This is a genomic window from Bradyrhizobium sp. 186 (assembly GCF_023101685.1).
In the GTDB taxonomy this organism is placed as follows: Bacteria; Pseudomonadota; Alphaproteobacteria; order Rhizobiales; family Xanthobacteraceae; genus Bradyrhizobium.
Genome location: NZ_CP082164.1, coordinates 5,410,884 through 5,427,860 on the forward strand (window position 1 = coordinate 5,410,884; position 16,977 = coordinate 5,427,860).

Consider the following 16,977-nt stretch of genomic DNA (forward strand, 5'->3'; position numbering starts at 1 on the left):
ACCGATTGCCGTCGGACCGTGGCAGCGCGGCAACGCTAGTCCGTGACGCAGAAATACGTCCGCGGCAGCCTGCGATAGGCGGTGTAGCGGTAGTACGGTCTATAGGCGTAGCCGCGATAGAGCGCCGGCGGCTCCTCGCCGTAATAGGCACCGTGATAGAAATTGAAGACGGGACCTTGGGCGCAACGATACGTGTCCCAGGTCGGACCGATCAACGGCGCTACGCCGATCTCGGGCGGTACCGCCGGATAAGGCCCGCCGGCGTGGGCCGGAGCTGCCGAGATCAACGCGGCAAGAAGCAAAAACCACGCACTTCGCATCGGGCGCTCCGAGCCAATGGGATGCGCGCATGGAAGCACCGGAACGCCCCGCCGCGCAATCCTCAGGCGCATTGTTGATAACCGGCCCAAACGCCCCACGGATGGTGACAGGGCGGCGGCCTGGCGTGTTATCGGGGGATGACGCAGTTGCGAGACGGATCAAACACCCATGCGCATTACCCTCGTCGGCTCCCGCCATTTCGGCGTGACCACCCTGAACATGCTCCGGGAGCATAGCGTGTCGATCGCGCGGGTCGTGGTGACCGATGCCGAGGATCGCCTCGCCGCGGCGGCCCACGCCGCCGGCATCGAGGTGGTGGTCCAGGCTAATCCGAAGCTGGTGGTAGCCTCCGAGATCGCCCCCGATACCGACCTGATCATCACCGCGCACAGCCACGCCCGGATCGGCAGAGATGCGCTTGCCGCCGCCAGGTTCGGCGGGATCGGCTATCACCCGTCGCTGCTGCCGCGCCATCGCGGCAAGGCCGCGGTAGAATGGACCATCAAGGAAGGCGATCCGATCGCCGGCGGCACGATCTATCATCTCGCCGACCGTATGGACGCCGGCGCCATCGCCGCCCAGGACTGGTGCTTCGTCAAGAAGGGCGAGACCGCGCGGGAGCTGTGGGAGCGTGCGCTCGCCCCGCTCGGGCTCAAGCTGCTTGCCGATGTGATCGATTACGCCAAGGTCCACAAGGCGCTTCCGGCCAAGATCCAGGACGAGCAGTTCGCGACATCTGCGCCGAGTCTTTCCTGATGTTTACCCTTAATGCGAAGCCGCGTTGATTCTGCTTCAAAAATTGGCACCAGAAATGCAAATAAACTATTGTTTCCACAGGAACAATTTTCGATTTGGCACTGCAACAAATTTCCGTCACATTTCGCCTGAATAAGCGTCATCAATTTAGACATATTCAAGGACGGAATTCATGCGTTTTGGTCGCATTGCGGTGTTCTGTGCCGCCTCAGTTTTCGCCGGCACCCTCGCCGCCCCCGCCTTCGCCCAGACACCCTATGACGGCAACTGGCACGTCACCATCGTCACCAAGAGCGGCACCTGTGAGCCGACCGCGAGCTCCATGCTGACGGTTGCCGACGGCAAGATCACAGCGCCCGGCGCTAACGTTTCCGGCACCATCGGCCGCGAGGGTCTTGTGAAAGTTTCGATCAACGGTGCATATGCCAACGGTCAACTCAGCGGCAACGCCGGATCGGGGAAGTGGAATGGAGCATCTGCAGGCATACCGTGCAGCGGGCGGTGGGAAGCATCGCGCCAATAAGCAATTCGGAATCAGCGCCCTGAACCGGCGGCTGCTGATGGCGGCCGCCGTTTTGTTTGCGGCATCGATCGCGAACACCGAAAGCAAGGCCCAGTCCGGCCCGTTTGCCCCGATGGCCGGAAGCTGGAGCGGCGGCGGCACTGTCATCCTCGATGACGGCTCCACCGAGCGGATCCGCTGCCGGGCCAAATACGCCCCGATCGGTCCGACCATGGAGCTGTCGCTGACCTGCGCCAGCGACGCCTACAAGTTCAACCTCGCGGCCAACGTCCGCTCGGAAGGCAGCGCCATCACCGGGAGCTGGAGCGAGGCCAGCCGCAACATCAGCGGTTCGCTCCAGGGCCGCGGCGGTGGCGGAAACTTTGAGGTGGTCGCTTCCGCCGCCGGCTTCAACGCCAACATCGCGCTGAAAACGACCGGCAACAAGCAGACCGTCACACTGCGCGCCGACAGCCAGTTTCGCGGCGCCAACATCTCGCTGTCGCGCTAAGCCAGTACGACGATACGACAATCGACCCGGCGACCTCGCCGGGTCATTTTTTTATGCGTTTGGGACGAACGCCGTCACCTCGATCTCGACCTTGGCACGATCATCCACCAGCCCGCCGATGTAGAGCAGCGTCGAGGGCGGGAAATTGCGCCCGAGCGTCTCCTTCCAGGCCGCGCCGATGCCGGCGCCTGCGGCCACGTATTCGCTGCGGCTGGTCAGATACCAGGTCAGGCGGACGATGTGCTCAGGGCCGGCGCCAGCCTCCGCAAGCAGCTTGATGATCCGCTTCAGCGCGGTTGCGACCTGGGCCGCCATATCCGGCGCGTAGTTGCCGGTCTCGTCGCCACCGGTCTGCCCGGCCAGCACCACCCAACGCCCCGGCCCTTCCACCACCACGCCATGTGAAAAGCCGCGCGGTTTCGACCATTCGGCCGGCTGCAAGATGCGCATGAGCGACGTCTCCCGATTTTCTCGTTGTTCGCTGATGCCTTAGCACGCCGCCCTGCATCGCTGCATCCGCAGATTTGGCCGTTGCAAACCGCGGCGATGTCGCCGATACCGGCCCTCCCCAGAATTCTCCCACCGCACCTCGCCCCGTGAGCACGACACCGTCCAAAACGATGGCTGCGCTGTGGATGGCCGGTTGGCTGTCGCTGACGCTGGTGATGGCGGTCGCAGGACGCGAGGCTGTGCGCGAGATGAACGTCTTCCAGGTGATCGAGGTACGCTCGCTGCTCGGCCTCTGCATGCTCTATCCGATGATCCGGCGCGCCGGCGCTTCGGAACGCTCAAGACCACGCGCCTGCCCCAGCACATCGCGCGCAACCTGATCCACTACGTCTCGCAGCTCGGCTGGTTCTTTGCGCTGACGCTGATTCCGATCGGCCAGGTGGTGGCGATCGAGTTCACGATGCCGATCTGGACCGCGATCCTCGCAGCCGGCTTCCTGTCCGAGCGCATGACATCGTGGAAGATCGCCGCGATCGTGCTCGGTCTCGTCGGCGTGATCGTCATCGTGCGGCCCGCGACCGGCGAGATCAATCAGGGCCAGTTGATCGCGCTCGGCGCCGCGATCGGCTTCGGCGTGTCCATGGCATTGGTCAAATCACTCACCCGCACCGAGAGCGCGCTGGCGATTCTGTTCTGGATGCTGGTCGTGCAGTCGGTCGCAGGCTTTCTGCCGACGCTCTATGTCTGGGCTTGGCCCCCCACCTATGTCTGGGGTTGGGTGGCCGTGATCTCGGTCTGCGGCACTTTTGGGCATTATTGCCTCGCCAGCGCGATGCGCTACGCGGACGCGACCGTGGTGGTTCCCATGGACTTCTTGCGGGTCCCACTTACCGCCACAGCAGGCTGGCTGCTGTATTCAGAGCGGCTCGACGCCTGGACTGTGCTCGGCGCGGCGCTGATCCTGTTCGGCAACCTCCTGAATTTGAAGCCGGCTCCGCCGGTTCACGCCCGCGCGCAGTGAACCACGCGCCGCCTCGCGCGACAAAACAAAGTGGTCGAGCGTGATTTGGATCACGTTGGAGGGGCATTCCATCGTGCACATTCGGCCGCAAAGCAATGGGTTGGGCGAACTGTCGTTTTGCTAGCGCGAAGCCGGGCGTTTTCGTGTAGGTTCACCGCCAATTTGTTGCTGCCCATTATTCGATTCTGTTGGGGATTTCAGATGCGCACTCTCACCCTCCTCGTCTCGCTGATGTGCATGGCGTTGTCGGTCAGCGCCGCGAAGGCCGACCGCCGCGTCGCTTTCGTCGTCGGCAACGGCACCTACAAGAACGTTGCGCAACTGCCGAACCCGCCGATCGACGCCAAGGCGATGGCGGCGACGCTGCGCAATGTCGGCTTCGAGGTGATCGAAGGTTCGAACCTCTCGCGCGATCAGATGACGGAGAAGCTGCTCGATTTCGGCCGCAAGGCGCAGGGCTCCGATGTCGCGGTGTTCTATTATGCCGGTCACGGCATCGCCGTCGGCGGCTCCAACTATCTCCTGCCGGTCGACGCCGACATCAAATCAGAGATGGACGTCAAGCTCGGCGCCGCCATCAACATCGATCTGACGCTCGACCAGACCATGGGCGATGCCAAGGTCAAGCTGGTGTTCCTGGACGCCTGCCGCGATAATCCCTTTGCCGCCAAGATCAAGTCGAACTCCGCGACCCGCAGCGTCAACGTGCAGAGCGGCCTCGCCGAGATGAAGTCCGGCGAAGGCACGCTGATCGCGTTCGCCACCGGCCCGGGCCAGACCGCGCTCGACGGCCAGGAGGGCAACAACAGCCCGTTCACCCGCGCGCTGATCGACAACATCACCAAGCCCGGCATCGAGATCCAGCAGGCGATGACGTCGGTGCGCGCCCAGGTCAACGAAGAAACCCACAAGGGCCAGCTGCCATGGGGCCACACCAACCTGATCGGCGCCGTCTACCTCAACCAGGCCCCGACGACCCAGGTCGCCAACGCGGCCCCGACAGCGGCTGGCAGCGTGCCGCCGGCTGCGACCGCCGGCAGCTCGGACGGTGTCGAGCTCGAGTATTGGCGCTCTGTGAAGGAGTCCAACAAGCCGGAGGAGCTCAACGCCTACCTCTCCGCCTATCCGAACGGTCAGTTCAAGGCGCTGGCGCTGGCACGGCTCGCGGCCATCAAGAGCGGACCGTCGACCACGACCCGCAACCTTAATGCCGGTGTTGATCCCGCGACCTTCACTGACGATGCGACCCAGCTCACCGAGGACCAGATCGGCCTCGACAAGGGTCAGCGCCGCGATGTGCAGCGCCGCCTCACCGGCCTCGGCTTCGACACCAAGGTGTCCGGCGCGTTCAATGACGACACCCGGATCGTGCTCAAGCGCTGGCAGGCGGCACGGGGCTATCCGTCGTCAGGTTATCTCAACAAGCTCCAGCACAAGGCCCTGCTCTCCGAGATCGTGGCGACCACGCCGACGGCGAGCGACGACAGCGCGAAGCCGGCCCGGCGCGCCAGCGCCCCCGCCCAGAGCAGCGCACCGGCGCCCCATCGCAGCGGCGGCGGCGATCCCGGCGCGGCCTTCGTGGGCGGCGTCGTCGGCGGCATGATGGGCGGCATGTTCCGCCGGTGAGCCGCAAAGCTTAGCTCCCAATGAAAAAGCCCGGCTCGAGCCGGGCTTTTTTCTTGCTAATAATCCTGGGTGAACCAGGGCACGAGCGTCCGGATACGCGGCATCGCCTGCATCGTAATGCTCGACCGAGCCATCTCTGCGATGCGCGGCGCCAGTGATGAGAGATCTCCACGGCGAGTCACCAGAAGCAGTTCACGAAAAAATCCAGGGCCCGGCAGAGGGAGAGCGCTTACCTGGGCAGCGTGAGCGAGCCCCTGCAACAGACACAGCGGCGTGGTGATCGCGACGCCCATCCCGGTAGCTACCATGGCGACCAAGCTGTCCGAGGTGTCAAACTCAAAGGCCCGCGGCGGGCGAATACCCAAACGGCTCAGATGGCGCTCGACCTGAGCACCGACGTAGGAGCGTTCACTATGCCGGACCAGACGATGCCGGGCGAGGATTTCGTGCAAATCAAGGTCGGCAAATTCGGCTTCCAGTCCGCGTGGCACCACCAGCAGGTACGGTTCGCGATAGAATGGGAAGCGTTCGACATCACACAGATCGTCCATTGCATCGCACGTGATCGCCGCGTCAATCATTCGACGCACCAACGCCTCCGCATGAGAATGAGCGAGACCCGACCAGGCCGACAGGCTTAGCGCGATCGCGCCCGTCATCAGCTCTTTGACAAGGTGCGCGCCGACCGTGCCAGCATAGGAATCGACGAGGCCGAGCCTCAGATCAACACGTTCGGACTGTTCCGCCGCGGCCCGGAGCGTGCTCAGTAGCGCATCAAAGTTACGGTTTAGATCGAGAACGCGGCCTGCAAGGATGCGCCCCGCCCGGGTCGGCACGAGCGGCCTCCGGCTACGGTCGAAAAATGCGACGCCGACCGAGGCTTCGGCACGTCGCACCGCCTGAGATACCGCGGATTGCGTCATCCCGAATTGGCGCGACGCTTCGAGCATGCTGCCCGAGTCCGCGACGGCGGCGACAATCTGCAAGCTTCGCAGGTCTGGAATGGAGGACGTCATGTCATGAATTAAGCAGAAGTTATACTGGTGTGCAAATTTGCTTAATTGTATGAATTATCCTTGTCACAGAGCCGATTTGAAAGGCAATCTCTGCGTCATCTTAATAATTGAGCAGCTTCAAGTCATGAGCGTCCGAGCGGACATTCTGGTGATCGGCCTCGGTGCCATGGGCAGCGCGGCTCTCTATCAATTGGCCAAGCGAGGGGTAAAGGCGGTCGGCATCGATCGCTTTGCGCCTCCCCACGTGATGGGATCCAGCCACGGTGAAACCCGCATCACACGGCAAGCCGTCGGCGAAGGCCGCGATTACGTTCCCCTGGTCCTGGATGCGCACCGGATCTGGCGCGAGCTCGAAGCCGAGACGTCTGACCAGCTCCTGAACCCGTGTGGCGTCATCGTCATGGCGCCCGGCGTTGGCGAGACGTCGCACCACGGCAAGCCGGATTTCGTCGCACGTTCGATTGGGGCAGCGCGTGACTTCGGCATCGCGCATGAAGTGATCGACGGGCGAGAGGTGGCTTATCGCTTTCCGCAGTTCTTGAACCTTCAGGGCAACGAGAAGGCCTATTACGAGCCCGGCGGGGGATACGTTCTCCCGGAGCGCTGCATCAAGGCGCAACTGACGCGCGCGGAGCAGCTCGGTGCGGTGATCCGCACGGGGGTCGAAGTCCTCTCGATCGCGCAGACAGGTTCCGTCGTTCGGGTGGAGACGTCCTCGGGCAGCTTCGAAGCCGGCCAGGTGGTCGTGTCGGCAGGCGGCTGGAATGCTCACCTGCTGGGCGCGCCGTTTGATCGCGTACTCACGGTGAAACGTCAGGTGCTCCACTGGTACGAGCTCGAGGACACAAGCGCGTATCGCGCAAACGCCCCAGCGTTCATCTGGATGCATGGCGCGACGGATGTCGATTACCTCTACGGCTTCCCGCCACTGCCAGGCGATCGTCGCCTCAAGGTGGCGACCGAGCAGTATGAGACCAGCACGACGGCCGATACCGTCGATCGCACCGTCGATCCTGCGGAGTCGGCCAAGATGTACCTGGAGCACGTCAAGGGGCGGCTCGCTGGCGCCACGCCCCGCGTCCCGCAAGCGGCCGCCTGTTTCTACACGGTGACACCCGACCGGGGCTTCATCATCGACCGGCATCCCGACCAGGACAGAGTCTTTGTCGTCTCGGCGTGCTCCGGTCACGGCTTCAAGCACTCAGCCGGCATCGGAAACGTGGTGGCTGAGATAATGGCCGATGGCCGAAGCTCGATCGACCTTACCCCATTCTCCGTGTCCCGTTTTTTGTGACGTTTGGCACGAACTTTGTACTACGAAAAGAGTGCGCGTCGGGCGCGTCGTGATTTCAATCCTTGGAGGTGTCATCCGATGAGAAATGTGCTTCGTTCCATCATGACGGCTGCCACGGCGCTGCTGATGCTTGGCAGCGCTCAAGCGGCTGATGGCGTCGATGCCATCAAGCAGCGCGGCACGTTGAACGTCGGCGTCAAGGCAGACTACAAGCCCTTTGGATACCGCGACCCCACCGGAAATGTGGTCGGCATCGAGCCGGATCTTGCCGCAGATATTGCCAAGCGCCTCGGAGTCAAACTCGAGCTCGTTCCGGTCGGGGCTTCGAATAGAATCGAGTTTCTACAGCAGGGAAAGGTTGATCTGCTAATCGCGACCATGTCGGACAGGCCGGAACGCCGACGCGTCGTTCAAGCCATCGAACCTCTGTATTATTCAGACTATGTGAACATACTTCTCAACAAAAAGGCCGGCATCAACGACTGGGCTGACCTCAAGGGAAAACCCGTATGCGCAACGTCGGGGGCCTGGTACAACAAGGATGTCGCCAAATCCTACGGCCCCGAAATTGTTGCGTTTGACGGTTCAGAGAAGCCTCTGTTTGCCATGAAGCAGGGCAACTGCGTCGGCTATCTCTACGATCAGACCTTCCTGCAAGGCAAGTTGCTCGAGGATGAGTGGAAGACGGACTACGCCCTTCCCCTGAAAGGCGTTTTGCCTTCACCATGGATGATCGCCGTCGCGCTCGATAACGCCAGCCTTCAGAAGCTGCTCGAAGATGCGACCAAGGACTGGATGAAGACCGGCTTCATCGTGGACACAGAAAAGAAGTGGGGCATTAGTCCGACCGAATATTCGCTCCTCATGCACGAGCGATACAAGAACAAATAGACGTGTGAAGCGGAGCGCCAGATCCATCTCGCGCTCCGAAGAGGTCAAGCCCCATGCACTGATCCGAGGTGATTGCCTCAACAATTCGGTGTCGCGCAAAATGCAGGCAATCGGCAACTGGTTTCAGAATCTCTATGAAACGACGGGGCTGAATTTCTCCGTACTCTACGATGCATACGACTGGGATCGTTATCTCGGCGGGCTCAAGATGACGCTGTTTCTGAGCGTTACGACGATCCTGCTGAGCCTCGTCATCGGTGCGGTGGGCGCCTTGATGCAGGGCAGTCCATCCAGATTGTTGCGGCTGGCCGTCAATGCTTTCGTCGTGGTGTTCCGCAACACACCACCGCTTGTACAGATCTTCTTTTTCTATTTCGGCCTCGGCACGATGCTTCCGGCCGTCGAGACGGCGGGCATGCGCGTTCCACTGCTGAGCAACGTCCAATGGGCGATCATTTCGCTGTCACTGTTCGCGGCCGCCTTCAACGTGGAAATCTTCCGCTCCGGCATCGAGGCGGTGCCGAGAACAACCATCGAGGCAGCGGAGGCGCTGGGATACACGCGTCTGAGGGCCTACATCCATATCGTGCTTCCGCTGGCCATTCGCGTCTGCCTTCCCGCACTGAACAACAACCTCGTCAACCTCCTCAAGACGACCACGCTTGCCTACGCGATCGCAGTTCCCGAAACGCTGTATGCGGTCAAGCAGATCTGGTCGGAATCGCAAAACGTTTTCGAAATGATGATCGTACTGCTCGCGACCTACGGCATCCTCGTCGGCGTCCTCGTCTGGCTGATGCATCGCTGGGAGCGCGCGATGCGCATTCCGGGGTACGGACGATGAAACCCGCCGAGCCCGCGCACGGCCTTCCCGTCCTTCTGCCGTATCGTATCGTACCGGTCCGGATGTCCATTCGGATCAGCCCGCGGTCCGCCGCCATCCTCTGTTTCTGCGCCATTATGGTTGCATCCACGGCGTGGGCGCAGACCGCACCAACGATGCTGTCACCGCTCCAGGTCATCTTGAAGTGGTCGCCGCTCCTGCTGCGAGGATTCGCTTTCAATATCTTGATTTCCTTGCTGGCCATGCTGCTGGGCACTGTCGCCGGTCTCGGTCTGGGTCTGGCCCTGTTGTCGCAGTTCCGGTTGCTCGCCGGCGTCAGCTGGTTCGTGACTCAATTTTTCCGCAACGCGCCCTGGCTGGTGTTGTTGTTCTTCGTCATGTTTCTGGTGCCCTTCCAGATCACCATCTTCAAGACAACCATCCCTTTGCCGGACTGGATCAAGGCGACCGTGGGCTTCGCCCTACCCGTCATGGCGAACGTCGCCGAGGTCGTGCGCGGAGCCGTGCGTTCCGTTCCATCGACGCAATGGGAAGCGGCTGAGTCGCTATCATTCACGCGACGCCAGATGATGTGGCTGATCATACTACCGCAATGCGTCAAGCGAATGCTGCCACCCTGGATGAACATCTATGCGCTCGTCGCTATGGCGACGGTCCTCGCATCGATCGTGGGCGTCTCGGAAATGCTTACCCTGACGGCGCAGGTGCACGCCGCCGAAGGCGGCAGGCCGGAACTGTTCGCGCCGCTCTACGGTTTCGCACTGCTGTGTTTCTTTCTCTACTGCTATCCGATCAACCTTTGGACGGCTCGCCTCGAGCGTCGGTTCCGCATACGCTGAGGGAGCAGAGCATGACCACGAGCTGGACTCCGGATCAGCCCATCGTTCAATGCGTTGACGTCAGAAAGTCATTCGGAGCTCTCGAGGTTCTGAAAGGCATCAGCCTGTCGGTGAGCAAGGGCGAGGTGATCTGTATCATCGGCCCGTCGGGATCAGGGAAATCCACACTCATCCGCTGTATCAATGCGCTCCAGCCGATCTCGTCCGGAAGCATTCAAATCGAAGGCATCGAGGTTTCCGATCCCAGGCTCGACACGCTGGCGCTTCGCCGCAAGGTCGGGATGGTCTTTCAGCAGTACAACCTTTTCCCGCACAAGACTGCGCTTCAGAACGTGATGATGGCGCCGATCCATGTTTCTCGGTCAGAAACGTACCGAGGTCGAAGCGCGCGCCCGAGCGCTGCTCGCCAAAGTGCGGCTCGCAGGGAAAGAGGACAGCTATCCCGGTGAACTCTCCGGCGGACAGCAGCAGCGAGTGGCCATTGCCCGTTCTCTGGCGATGCGGCCGGACATCATGCTGTTCGACGAAGTTACGGCCGCCCTTGATCCGGAAACGGTCAAAGAGGTCCTGGTCACGATCCGTGAGCTAGCCGAGGATGGGATGACGTGCCTCCTCATCACCCATGAAATGAACTTCGCTCGTGAGGTCGCCGATCACGTCTACTTCACCGATCGCGGCGTGATCGTCGAGCACGGGCCGCCGGAAACATTGTTTACGGCGGCCAAAGACGAGCGAACGCAACGGTTTCTGTCGCAGGTCCTCTGAGCAAGCTGGAAGGATCCCGTCTAAAACTCGCTTCTGAGCGGATCGGTTTTCGAACGCCCCCGATCCGGCGGTAAGATCCTACTTCCCCGCCGCCTTGCGTAGCGCGTCGTTGATCCGGTCCTGCCAGCCGGGACCGCCGGCCTGGAAATGCTCCAGCACGTCCTGATCGATCCGCAAGCTGACCTGCTCCTTGATCCCCGGCGTCACGTTCTTCTTCACTGGCGCTTCGGTGACCTTGGCCGTCACCTTCTTGAACGCTGCCTCAGCTTCGCTGCGCGCGTCGCCCAATGTCCGCGGCCGCCTCGGTTGATCCGCCATGTGCTAGATTCCCTCAAACAGAGCCGTCGAAAGATATCGCTCGGAGAAGGACGGCACCACCACCAGGATGGTTTTTCCCGCAGCTTCTGGCCGTTTGCCGATCTGGAGTGCCGCAGCGATCGCGGCGCCCGAGGAGATGCCGCCTGGGATGCCCTCGTGGCGCGCCAGCGCCCGCGAAATCTCGATCGCCGTCGTCGAGTTGATCTTCACGATCTCGTCGATCACGGAGCGGTCGAGAATCTCTGGAACGAAGCCCGCACCGATGCCCTGGATCTTGTGCGGCGTGTGCTGGCCGCCCGAGAGCACCGGGCTTTCCTCCGGCTCGACCGCCACCACCCGCAAGGACGGTTTGCGCGGCTTGAGCACCTGGCCGACGCCGGTGATCGTGCCGCCTGTGCCGACGCCGGCGACGAAGAAATCGATGTTGCCGCCGGTGTCGTTCCAGATCTCCTCGGCGGTGGTGCGGCGATGCACCTCGGGATTGGCGAGGTTCTTGAACTGCTGCGGCATCACCGAGTTCGGCGTCGTCTTCAGAAGCTCTTCGGCGGCGGCGATGGCGCCCTTCATGCCCTGCGCTGCCGGCGTCAGCACCAGCTCGGCGCCGAGGAAGGCCAGCATCTTGCGGCGCTCGATCGACATGGATTCCGGCATCACCAGCTTCAGCCGATAGCCGCGCGAAGCCGCTACGAACGCGAGCGCGATGCCGGTATTGCCGGAAGTCGGCTCGATCAGCACGGTATCCGGCTTGATGATGCCGGCCTTCTCCATGGCGATGATCATGGCCGCGCCGATGCGATCCTTCACGCTTGCAGCCGGGTTGAAATATTCAAGTTTTGCCAAAATGGTCGCGTTCACGCCGTGCATGCCCGGCAGCCGTTGCAGGCGAACGATCGGTGTGTCGCCAAAAGCCTCGACGATCGAGTCATAGATCCGGCCGCGGCCGGGTTGGTGCACTGCACCCGTGTTGGACGATGCGTCCATGATGAACTCCCTGTGGCAACAATTTGCGCGCTGATCGCAGCTTTTGCGCAGTTACAGACAGCTTGTGACGACACGCAAGCGACAATGCGGCACATGTTAAATACGCTGCATCGCAAAACCGCGTGAGTTGCAATTATCAGAAAACGACGCATTTGTGTTGCGACCTCGTCAACTGATTCTGCTTATGTTAGACTTATGTTCTAAAGCAGAGAGGTCACCACGATGTCAGCGATTGCTGAAGTGTTGTCGACCGTCGTACCGAGCCGCGATCCGCGTTGCAGCGAGTTGCCGACCTGTCCCGTCTGCGCCGATTCCATGGTCGCTGCCGAAGCATCTGCCTACGTCTCGGACCACGTGATCAGCTATCTCTGGACCTGCGACACCTGCGGCTATGGCTTCGTGACCAAACACGCTGTCAAGCAACGATTCGTCTGCAACTGAGCCTTACTGCTTGAGCATAATCCTCTCGGAAAACCGCTTCACACTTTTCCGGATCATGCTTTAGCGCGGGGCGATGTCGCCCCTCGCCCAGTCCTCGCGCGTACGTTGATAGAATTCTTCGAACCTTCCGTGTGCGATCGCGTCCCTGATGCCCTGCATCAGGAACTGGTAGTAAGCGATATTGATCTCGGACAGCAGCATCGCCCCCAGCGTCTCGCCCGCCTTGACGAGATGGTGCAGATAGGCGCGCGCGCAGTTGCGCGTCGACGGCCATGAACTCTCATCGTCCAGAGGACGTGGATCGTCGGCGTGGCGCGCATTGCGGAGGTTCACCTGGCCAAAGCGCGTGAAGGCGACGCCATGGCGGCCATTGCGCGTCGGCATCACGCAATCGAACATGTCGACGCCGCGCTTCACCGCCTCGAGAATATCGTCGGGCGTGCCGACGCCCATCAAATAGCGCGGCCGGTCGGACGGCAGCGCCGGCGCGGTCTCGTCGATCATCGCCAGCATCACGGCCTGCGGCTCGCCGACGGCGAGGCCGCCGATCGCATAGCCGTGGAAGCCGACCTCGACCAGGCCTTGCGCGCTGGCGTGGCGAAGCTGCGGCACGTCGCCGCCCTGCACGATGCCGAACAGCATGTAACCGTCCGGTGCGCTCTCGAACGCGCGCTTGGAACGCTCTGCCCAGCGCAGCGACAAGCGCATCGCCCGCTCGATGTCCTCGCGTTCGGCCGGCAGCCGCACGCATTCGTCCATCTGCATGGCGATGTCCGAGCCGAGGAAACGCTGCACCTCGATCGAGCGCTCCGGCGACAGCTCGACCTTGGCGCCGTCGATATGCGAACGGAAGGTCACGGCATGCTCGCTGACCTTGCGCAGGTCCGATAGCGACATCACCTGGAAGCCGCCGGAATCCGTCAGCATCGGCCCGTTCCAGCCGGTGAATTTCTGCAATCCCCCGAGCGCCGCGATGCGCTCCGCGCCGGGACGCAGCATCAAATGATAGGTGTTGCCGAGCACAATGTCGGCGCCGGCGTCGCGTACCTCGCGCCAATGCATGCCCTTCATGGCGCCGGCGGTGCCGACCGGCATGAAGGCGGGCGTGCGCACCACGCCATGCGGCGTGGTCAGGCGACCGGTACGCGCCGCGCCATCGGTGGCGAGCAGCTCGAAATGATTGGGAAGAGTCATGCGGTGCTTATACGTGCCGGGAGAGGCCGATCAACCCGCTCGGGTCGATCGGTGGCTCAGACCGGGACATATTTTGACGTGGACTTGATGTCCGCTGCCGCTTGTTAAATAAAACGATACCGTGTAGTTTTATGTCGGGGCTGGACGAGATGCCGCGGCGAGGTTGCCGGCGGCAGCATAAGCGTGATCGCCAGCCGCCGACCGATGCCCTTCCCATCATATTCGACTGAAGTGTCCAGCCGCTTGCATGGCTGGCTAAAGCAGACAGGCGCCCGCCTGATCAGGTCGCTCGTGCTGGCGTGCAGCCTGGCGCTCGCCGCCTGCACCTCCCTGCCGCGCACGCCATATACGGCGGCCGACGCCAGCGTCTCGCGCGTGCTCGATATCGACGGCTTGCGCCGCTACACCGACGAACCCGTCACGAAATTCAACTTCGAGAAGGACATCAGCACCGCGACCAGGAACTATCTGGCGCTCTCGGGCGGCGGCGCCGATGGCGCTTACGGCGTCGGCGTGCTGAATGGTTGGAGCGCGGCCGGCACCCGTCCCACGTTCTCGGTCGTCTCGGGCGTGAGCACTGGCGGCCTGATCGCGCCTTTTGCGTTTCTCGGTCCCCAATACGATGACACGCTGAAGGAGGTCTACACCAGCGGCATCGCAGAAAGTCTGCTGAATGATCCCAGCATCATGCGTGTGCTGTTCGGATCCGGCCTGTTCGGCAATACGCGGCTGCGCGAGCTGGTGGCGCGCTATGTTGGGCCGGAGATCCTGGCACAGGTCGCGCGCGAAAATGCCAAGGGCCGAAGGCTGCTGGTGGTGACGACCGACCTCGACACGCAGCGGACCGCCATCTGGGACATGGGCAAGATCGCCGCGGTCGGCACGCCCGAGGCGCTCAAGCTGTTTCGCGACGTGATGGCGGCCTCCGCCAGCATTCCCCTGGTATTTCCGCCGATCCTGATCGAAGCCGAAGGCCAAGGCCACAGGTTTCAGGAGATGCATGTCGATGGCGGCGTGACGGCGCCGGTGCTGACGCTGCCGGAGGCCCTGCTCTTCCAGGGACGCCTGCCCGGCAATGCGAAGATGAACATTTACATCCTCGTCAACAAGAAGATCGAGCGCAACTTCGAGCTCGTGTCCAACGGCACCATCGACGTCGCCTCACGCAGCCTGTCCTCGATCACCCAGTCGCAGACGCGCTCCATCATCTTCTCGACCTACGATTTCGCCAAGCGCAACCGGCTGGGCTTCCATCTCTCCTATATCGAGCGCGCTTATCCGGCGCCCGCCTCGGAAGGGTTCGATACCGCCTATATGCGGGCGCTGTATCAGTACGGATACGAGAAAGCGGCGGCCGGCCAGGCCTGGACCTCGACGCTGCCTTGAGACCACGCAAAGGAACGACGTCTTACCGAGACCGTTGACGATACGGCCAATTCGGCCAGATTCGCGATGACGCCCCGGCTGCTGCGCGTTATAGAGCAATGACGACTGTGAGGAACGCGCAGGAATCATTGGGCATGGGATTGACTGCGACCAAGACAAGACCCGGAGCGCCACGGCGCGAGGTGCCGAAATCGCGCGGCGGCCGGCCGACGAAGAGTGCCGCGATCGAGCGTGATCAGCGGCTGATTGAGGTCGCCACCCGCCTGTTCCTGGATCGCGGCTTCGACGCCACTTCGCTCGATGCGGTTGCGGAAGCGGCGCGGGTGAGCAAGCCCACCGTCTATGCCCGTTACGGCGACAAGCGCGGATTGTTCGCCGCCGTGCTGAGGCGCGAGATCGCGCGCTGGCTTGCACCACTATCCGCGGCGGCCGAGACGCAGCTCAGCAGCCTCTCCGATATTTCGGTCGAGCAACGACTGATTGAGATCGGGCACGAGATGCTGACATTCACCTGCGGACCCGATGCCGTCGCCTTCAGCCGCATGATGACGTCGCAGGCCATCAACTTTCCCGACATCGCCAAGCTCGGCAAGGAGGAAGGCTGGCTGAAGGCCGTCGCCACCACGGCACGCTTCTTCGACCACCTGGTGGCTCAGGACGCGCTCGATGTCGAAGATACCACGATCGCGGCGGAAGTGTTTCTCGACGTCGTCGTCGGTCACACCCACCGCATGGCGACGTTCGGAACGGCCCTCGAGCTGAAGTCCGCCGAAAAGCGGATGCGCGCGGCGATCAAGCTGTTCCTGGCCGGCGCGCTGGGACCTGCGGACCGCGTCCAAGACACCAAGCAAGACACCAAGCAAGGCACCAAGAGCACGCAGCGGCGCCGCCCGTCCCGCTGACAATTCCGTGAGCTCGCGATCTATCCCCAAGGGGTTCCCGGCCGCACCGTTGACCAAAATAAAACGATACGGTATGGTTTCGTTAGAAGCAGGTTCGGACCCGTTTTTTCACCAGCCCCAAAATGGGTTCCGACCGCCTTTCAAACTAGGATCGCCATGACGGGTACAGCCCGTTGCAGCGGTCGGCGGCCGGCCGCTGCCCATGGTCGGCCGCAACTTTCTTTACGATCATCCGGCACACTCGCCGGCCGAGGGTTTCGAGTATGAAAGCAGCACGACCACGCCCCTGGCAGTTGATTGCGATCGCCTTGTCGGGGCTGCTCATCGCAGCGCCAGCGCAGGCGATCGTCGCGACGGGCGGCACACCCACCGCGCTTCACGGCGAGACAGATGGTGACGCCGAGGCCGACCGCCAAGCCGTCAGCCGCGAGATCGAGCGCTTCCGCAGCTCGACCATCTCGATCCGTCAGGCCATGGCGATTGCGGAGGCCCGGCACGCCGGCGCCACGACCGCGGATGTCAGCTTCGACGGCGCCTCGGGCGTGCCGGTTTACCGGGTCAAAACCCTGCACAACGACCGCCTTTGGCGGCACACGATCAACGCCTCGACCGGCGAGCTCGTCGGCGGGGAAGCCGCCCTGCCCCTGGCCGAGCTCGACCTTGACGATCGCAGCAATCTCGCAGCGCTCGGTGCTATCCGGCAGCGCCTCGCCGATGCGGTGCGCGTCGCCGAGCATGCGGCGTCCGGCAAGGCCATCAGCGGCGGACTGGTCCGCGAGCGCGGGCGGCTGAATTTCGCGATCGTCGTCATCAGCGGCGACGATCTCAAGGAGGTCATCCTCGAACCGCCGGGGGCGCGGACAAAATAGCAGCGACCCCAATTCGGCCGAAAAGCCATTGACGGGCGTAAGACTCTCCC

18 protein-coding genes and 2 pseudogenes are annotated in these 16,977 nt (G+C 62.5%); 14 read left to right on the forward strand and 6 right to left on the reverse strand.

Annotation, left to right across the window (positions count from 1 at the left end):
* Positions 1-35: 35 nt before the first annotated feature.
* On the reverse strand, positions 36-320 hold the full coding sequence (locus IVB18_RS25925; RefSeq protein ID WP_247983264.1) for a hypothetical protein: 285 nt from the start codon (positions 318-320) through the stop codon (positions 36-38).
* 169 nt (positions 321-489) lie between these two features.
* Between IVB18_RS25925 and IVB18_RS25930 the strand changes: the two genes are divergently transcribed.
* The 3 genes from IVB18_RS25930 (at position 490) to IVB18_RS25940 (ending at position 2,090) form a co-directional block, all read left to right on the forward strand.
* Positions 490-1,077: a formyltransferase family protein gene (locus IVB18_RS25930; protein ID WP_247983265.1), complete on the forward strand. Its 588-nt coding sequence runs from the start codon at positions 490-492 to the stop codon at positions 1,075-1,077.
* Between the two features lie 172 nt (positions 1,078-1,249).
* Positions 1,250-1,600, forward strand: coding sequence for a hypothetical protein (locus IVB18_RS25935; protein ID WP_247983266.1), 351 nt, complete (start codon positions 1,250-1,252; stop codon positions 1,598-1,600).
* Positions 1,545-2,090: a hypothetical protein gene (locus IVB18_RS25940; RefSeq protein ID WP_247983267.1), complete on the forward strand. Its 546-nt coding sequence runs from the start codon at positions 1,545-1,547 to the stop codon at positions 2,088-2,090. Before IVB18_RS25935 ends, IVB18_RS25940 begins: the two co-directional genes overlap by 56 nt.
* A 51-nt stretch (positions 2,091-2,141) precedes the next feature.
* On the opposite strand, the gene IVB18_RS25945 is transcribed toward IVB18_RS25940, so the two are convergent.
* On the reverse strand, positions 2,142-2,540 hold the full coding sequence (locus IVB18_RS25945; RefSeq protein ID WP_247983268.1) for a RidA family protein: 399 nt from the start codon (positions 2,538-2,540) through the stop codon (positions 2,142-2,144).
* 146 nt (positions 2,541-2,686) lie between these two features.
* Here IVB18_RS25945 and IVB18_RS25950 point away from each other — a divergent pair.
* Together IVB18_RS25950 and IVB18_RS25955 are read left to right on the forward strand one after the other, a co-directional pair.
* A pseudogene (locus IVB18_RS25950) lies at positions 2,687-3,561 on the forward strand (DMT family transporter).
* A gap of 201 nt (positions 3,562-3,762) precedes the next feature.
* Positions 3,763-5,187: a caspase family protein gene (locus tag IVB18_RS25955; RefSeq protein WP_247983269.1), complete on the forward strand. Its 1,425-nt coding sequence runs from the start codon at positions 3,763-3,765 to the stop codon at positions 5,185-5,187.
* Between the two features lie 56 nt (positions 5,188-5,243).
* Here IVB18_RS25955 and IVB18_RS25960 read toward each other — a convergent pair whose 3' ends face one another.
* On the reverse strand, positions 5,244-6,203 hold the full coding sequence (locus IVB18_RS25960) for a LysR family transcriptional regulator (protein ID WP_247983270.1): 960 nt from the start codon (positions 6,201-6,203) through the stop codon (positions 5,244-5,246).
* A gap of 124 nt (positions 6,204-6,327) precedes the next feature.
* On the opposite strand from IVB18_RS25960, the gene solA reads away from it, so the two are divergent.
* From solA to IVB18_RS25985, 5 genes and pseudogenes are all read left to right on the forward strand, one after another.
* Positions 6,328-7,497 carry an N-methyl-L-tryptophan oxidase gene (solA, locus tag IVB18_RS25965; protein ID WP_247983271.1) on the forward strand — a complete coding sequence of 390 codons (1,170 nt, stop codon included), beginning with the start codon at positions 6,328-6,330 and terminating at the stop codon, positions 7,495-7,497.
* A gap of 78 nt (positions 7,498-7,575) precedes the next feature.
* A complete protein-coding gene (locus IVB18_RS25970) occupies positions 7,576-8,388 on the forward strand; it encodes a transporter substrate-binding domain-containing protein (protein WP_247983272.1) in 813 nt (270 codons plus the stop codon).
* A 100-nt stretch (positions 8,389-8,488) separates the two neighbouring features.
* Positions 8,489-9,232 (forward strand): amino acid ABC transporter permease, encoded by a 744-nt coding sequence (locus tag IVB18_RS25975; protein WP_247983273.1) that lies wholly within the window; start codon positions 8,489-8,491, stop codon positions 9,230-9,232.
* Positions 9,229-10,071 carry an amino acid ABC transporter permease gene (locus tag IVB18_RS25980; RefSeq protein WP_247983274.1) on the forward strand — a complete coding sequence of 281 codons (843 nt, stop codon included), beginning with the start codon at positions 9,229-9,231 and terminating at the stop codon, positions 10,069-10,071. Before IVB18_RS25975 ends, IVB18_RS25980 begins: the two co-directional genes overlap by 4 nt.
* A gap of 11 nt (positions 10,072-10,082) precedes the next feature.
* Positions 10,083-10,836: pseudogene (locus tag IVB18_RS25985) on the forward strand (amino acid ABC transporter ATP-binding protein).
* A gap of 78 nt (positions 10,837-10,914) precedes the next feature.
* Here IVB18_RS25985 and IVB18_RS25990 read toward each other — a convergent pair.
* Together IVB18_RS25990 and cysK are read right to left on the reverse strand one after the other, a co-directional pair.
* The gene (locus IVB18_RS25990) at positions 10,915-11,154 is read right to left on the reverse strand and encodes a BrnA antitoxin family protein (protein WP_247983275.1); all 240 of its coding nucleotides are present in this window, start codon (positions 11,152-11,154) and stop codon (positions 10,915-10,917) included.
* Positions 11,155-11,157: 3 nt separating this feature from the next.
* A complete protein-coding gene (gene cysK, locus IVB18_RS25995) occupies positions 11,158-12,135 on the reverse strand; it encodes a cysteine synthase A (protein WP_247983276.1) in 978 nt (325 codons plus the stop codon).
* 222 nt (positions 12,136-12,357) lie between these two features.
* On the opposite strand from cysK, the gene IVB18_RS26000 reads away from it, so the two are divergent.
* Entirely contained in the window at positions 12,358-12,576 is a 219-nt protein-coding gene (locus IVB18_RS26000; protein WP_247983277.1) for a hypothetical protein, read from the forward strand.
* A gap of 60 nt (positions 12,577-12,636) precedes the next feature.
* On the opposite strand, the gene tgt is transcribed toward IVB18_RS26000, so the two are convergent.
* Positions 12,637-13,770: a tRNA guanosine(34) transglycosylase Tgt gene (gene tgt, locus IVB18_RS26005; RefSeq protein WP_247983278.1), complete on the reverse strand. Its 1,134-nt coding sequence runs from the start codon at positions 13,768-13,770 to the stop codon at positions 12,637-12,639.
* Positions 13,771-13,974: 204 nt separating this feature from the next.
* Here tgt and IVB18_RS26010 point away from each other — a divergent pair, with 204 nt between their 5' ends.
* From IVB18_RS26010 to IVB18_RS26020, 3 genes are all read left to right on the forward strand, one after another.
* Entirely contained in the window at positions 13,975-15,156 is a 1,182-nt protein-coding gene (locus IVB18_RS26010) for a patatin-like phospholipase family protein (RefSeq protein ID WP_247983279.1), read from the forward strand.
* A 134-nt stretch (positions 15,157-15,290) separates the two neighbouring features.
* Positions 15,291-16,058 carry a TetR/AcrR family transcriptional regulator gene (locus IVB18_RS26015; protein ID WP_247983280.1) on the forward strand — a complete coding sequence of 256 codons (768 nt, stop codon included), beginning with the start codon at positions 15,291-15,293 and terminating at the stop codon, positions 16,056-16,058.
* A gap of 263 nt (positions 16,059-16,321) precedes the next feature.
* Entirely contained in the window at positions 16,322-16,927 is a 606-nt protein-coding gene (locus IVB18_RS26020) for a PepSY domain-containing protein (RefSeq protein ID WP_247983281.1), read from the forward strand.
* The last annotated feature ends 50 nt before the right edge of the window (positions 16,928-16,977 follow it).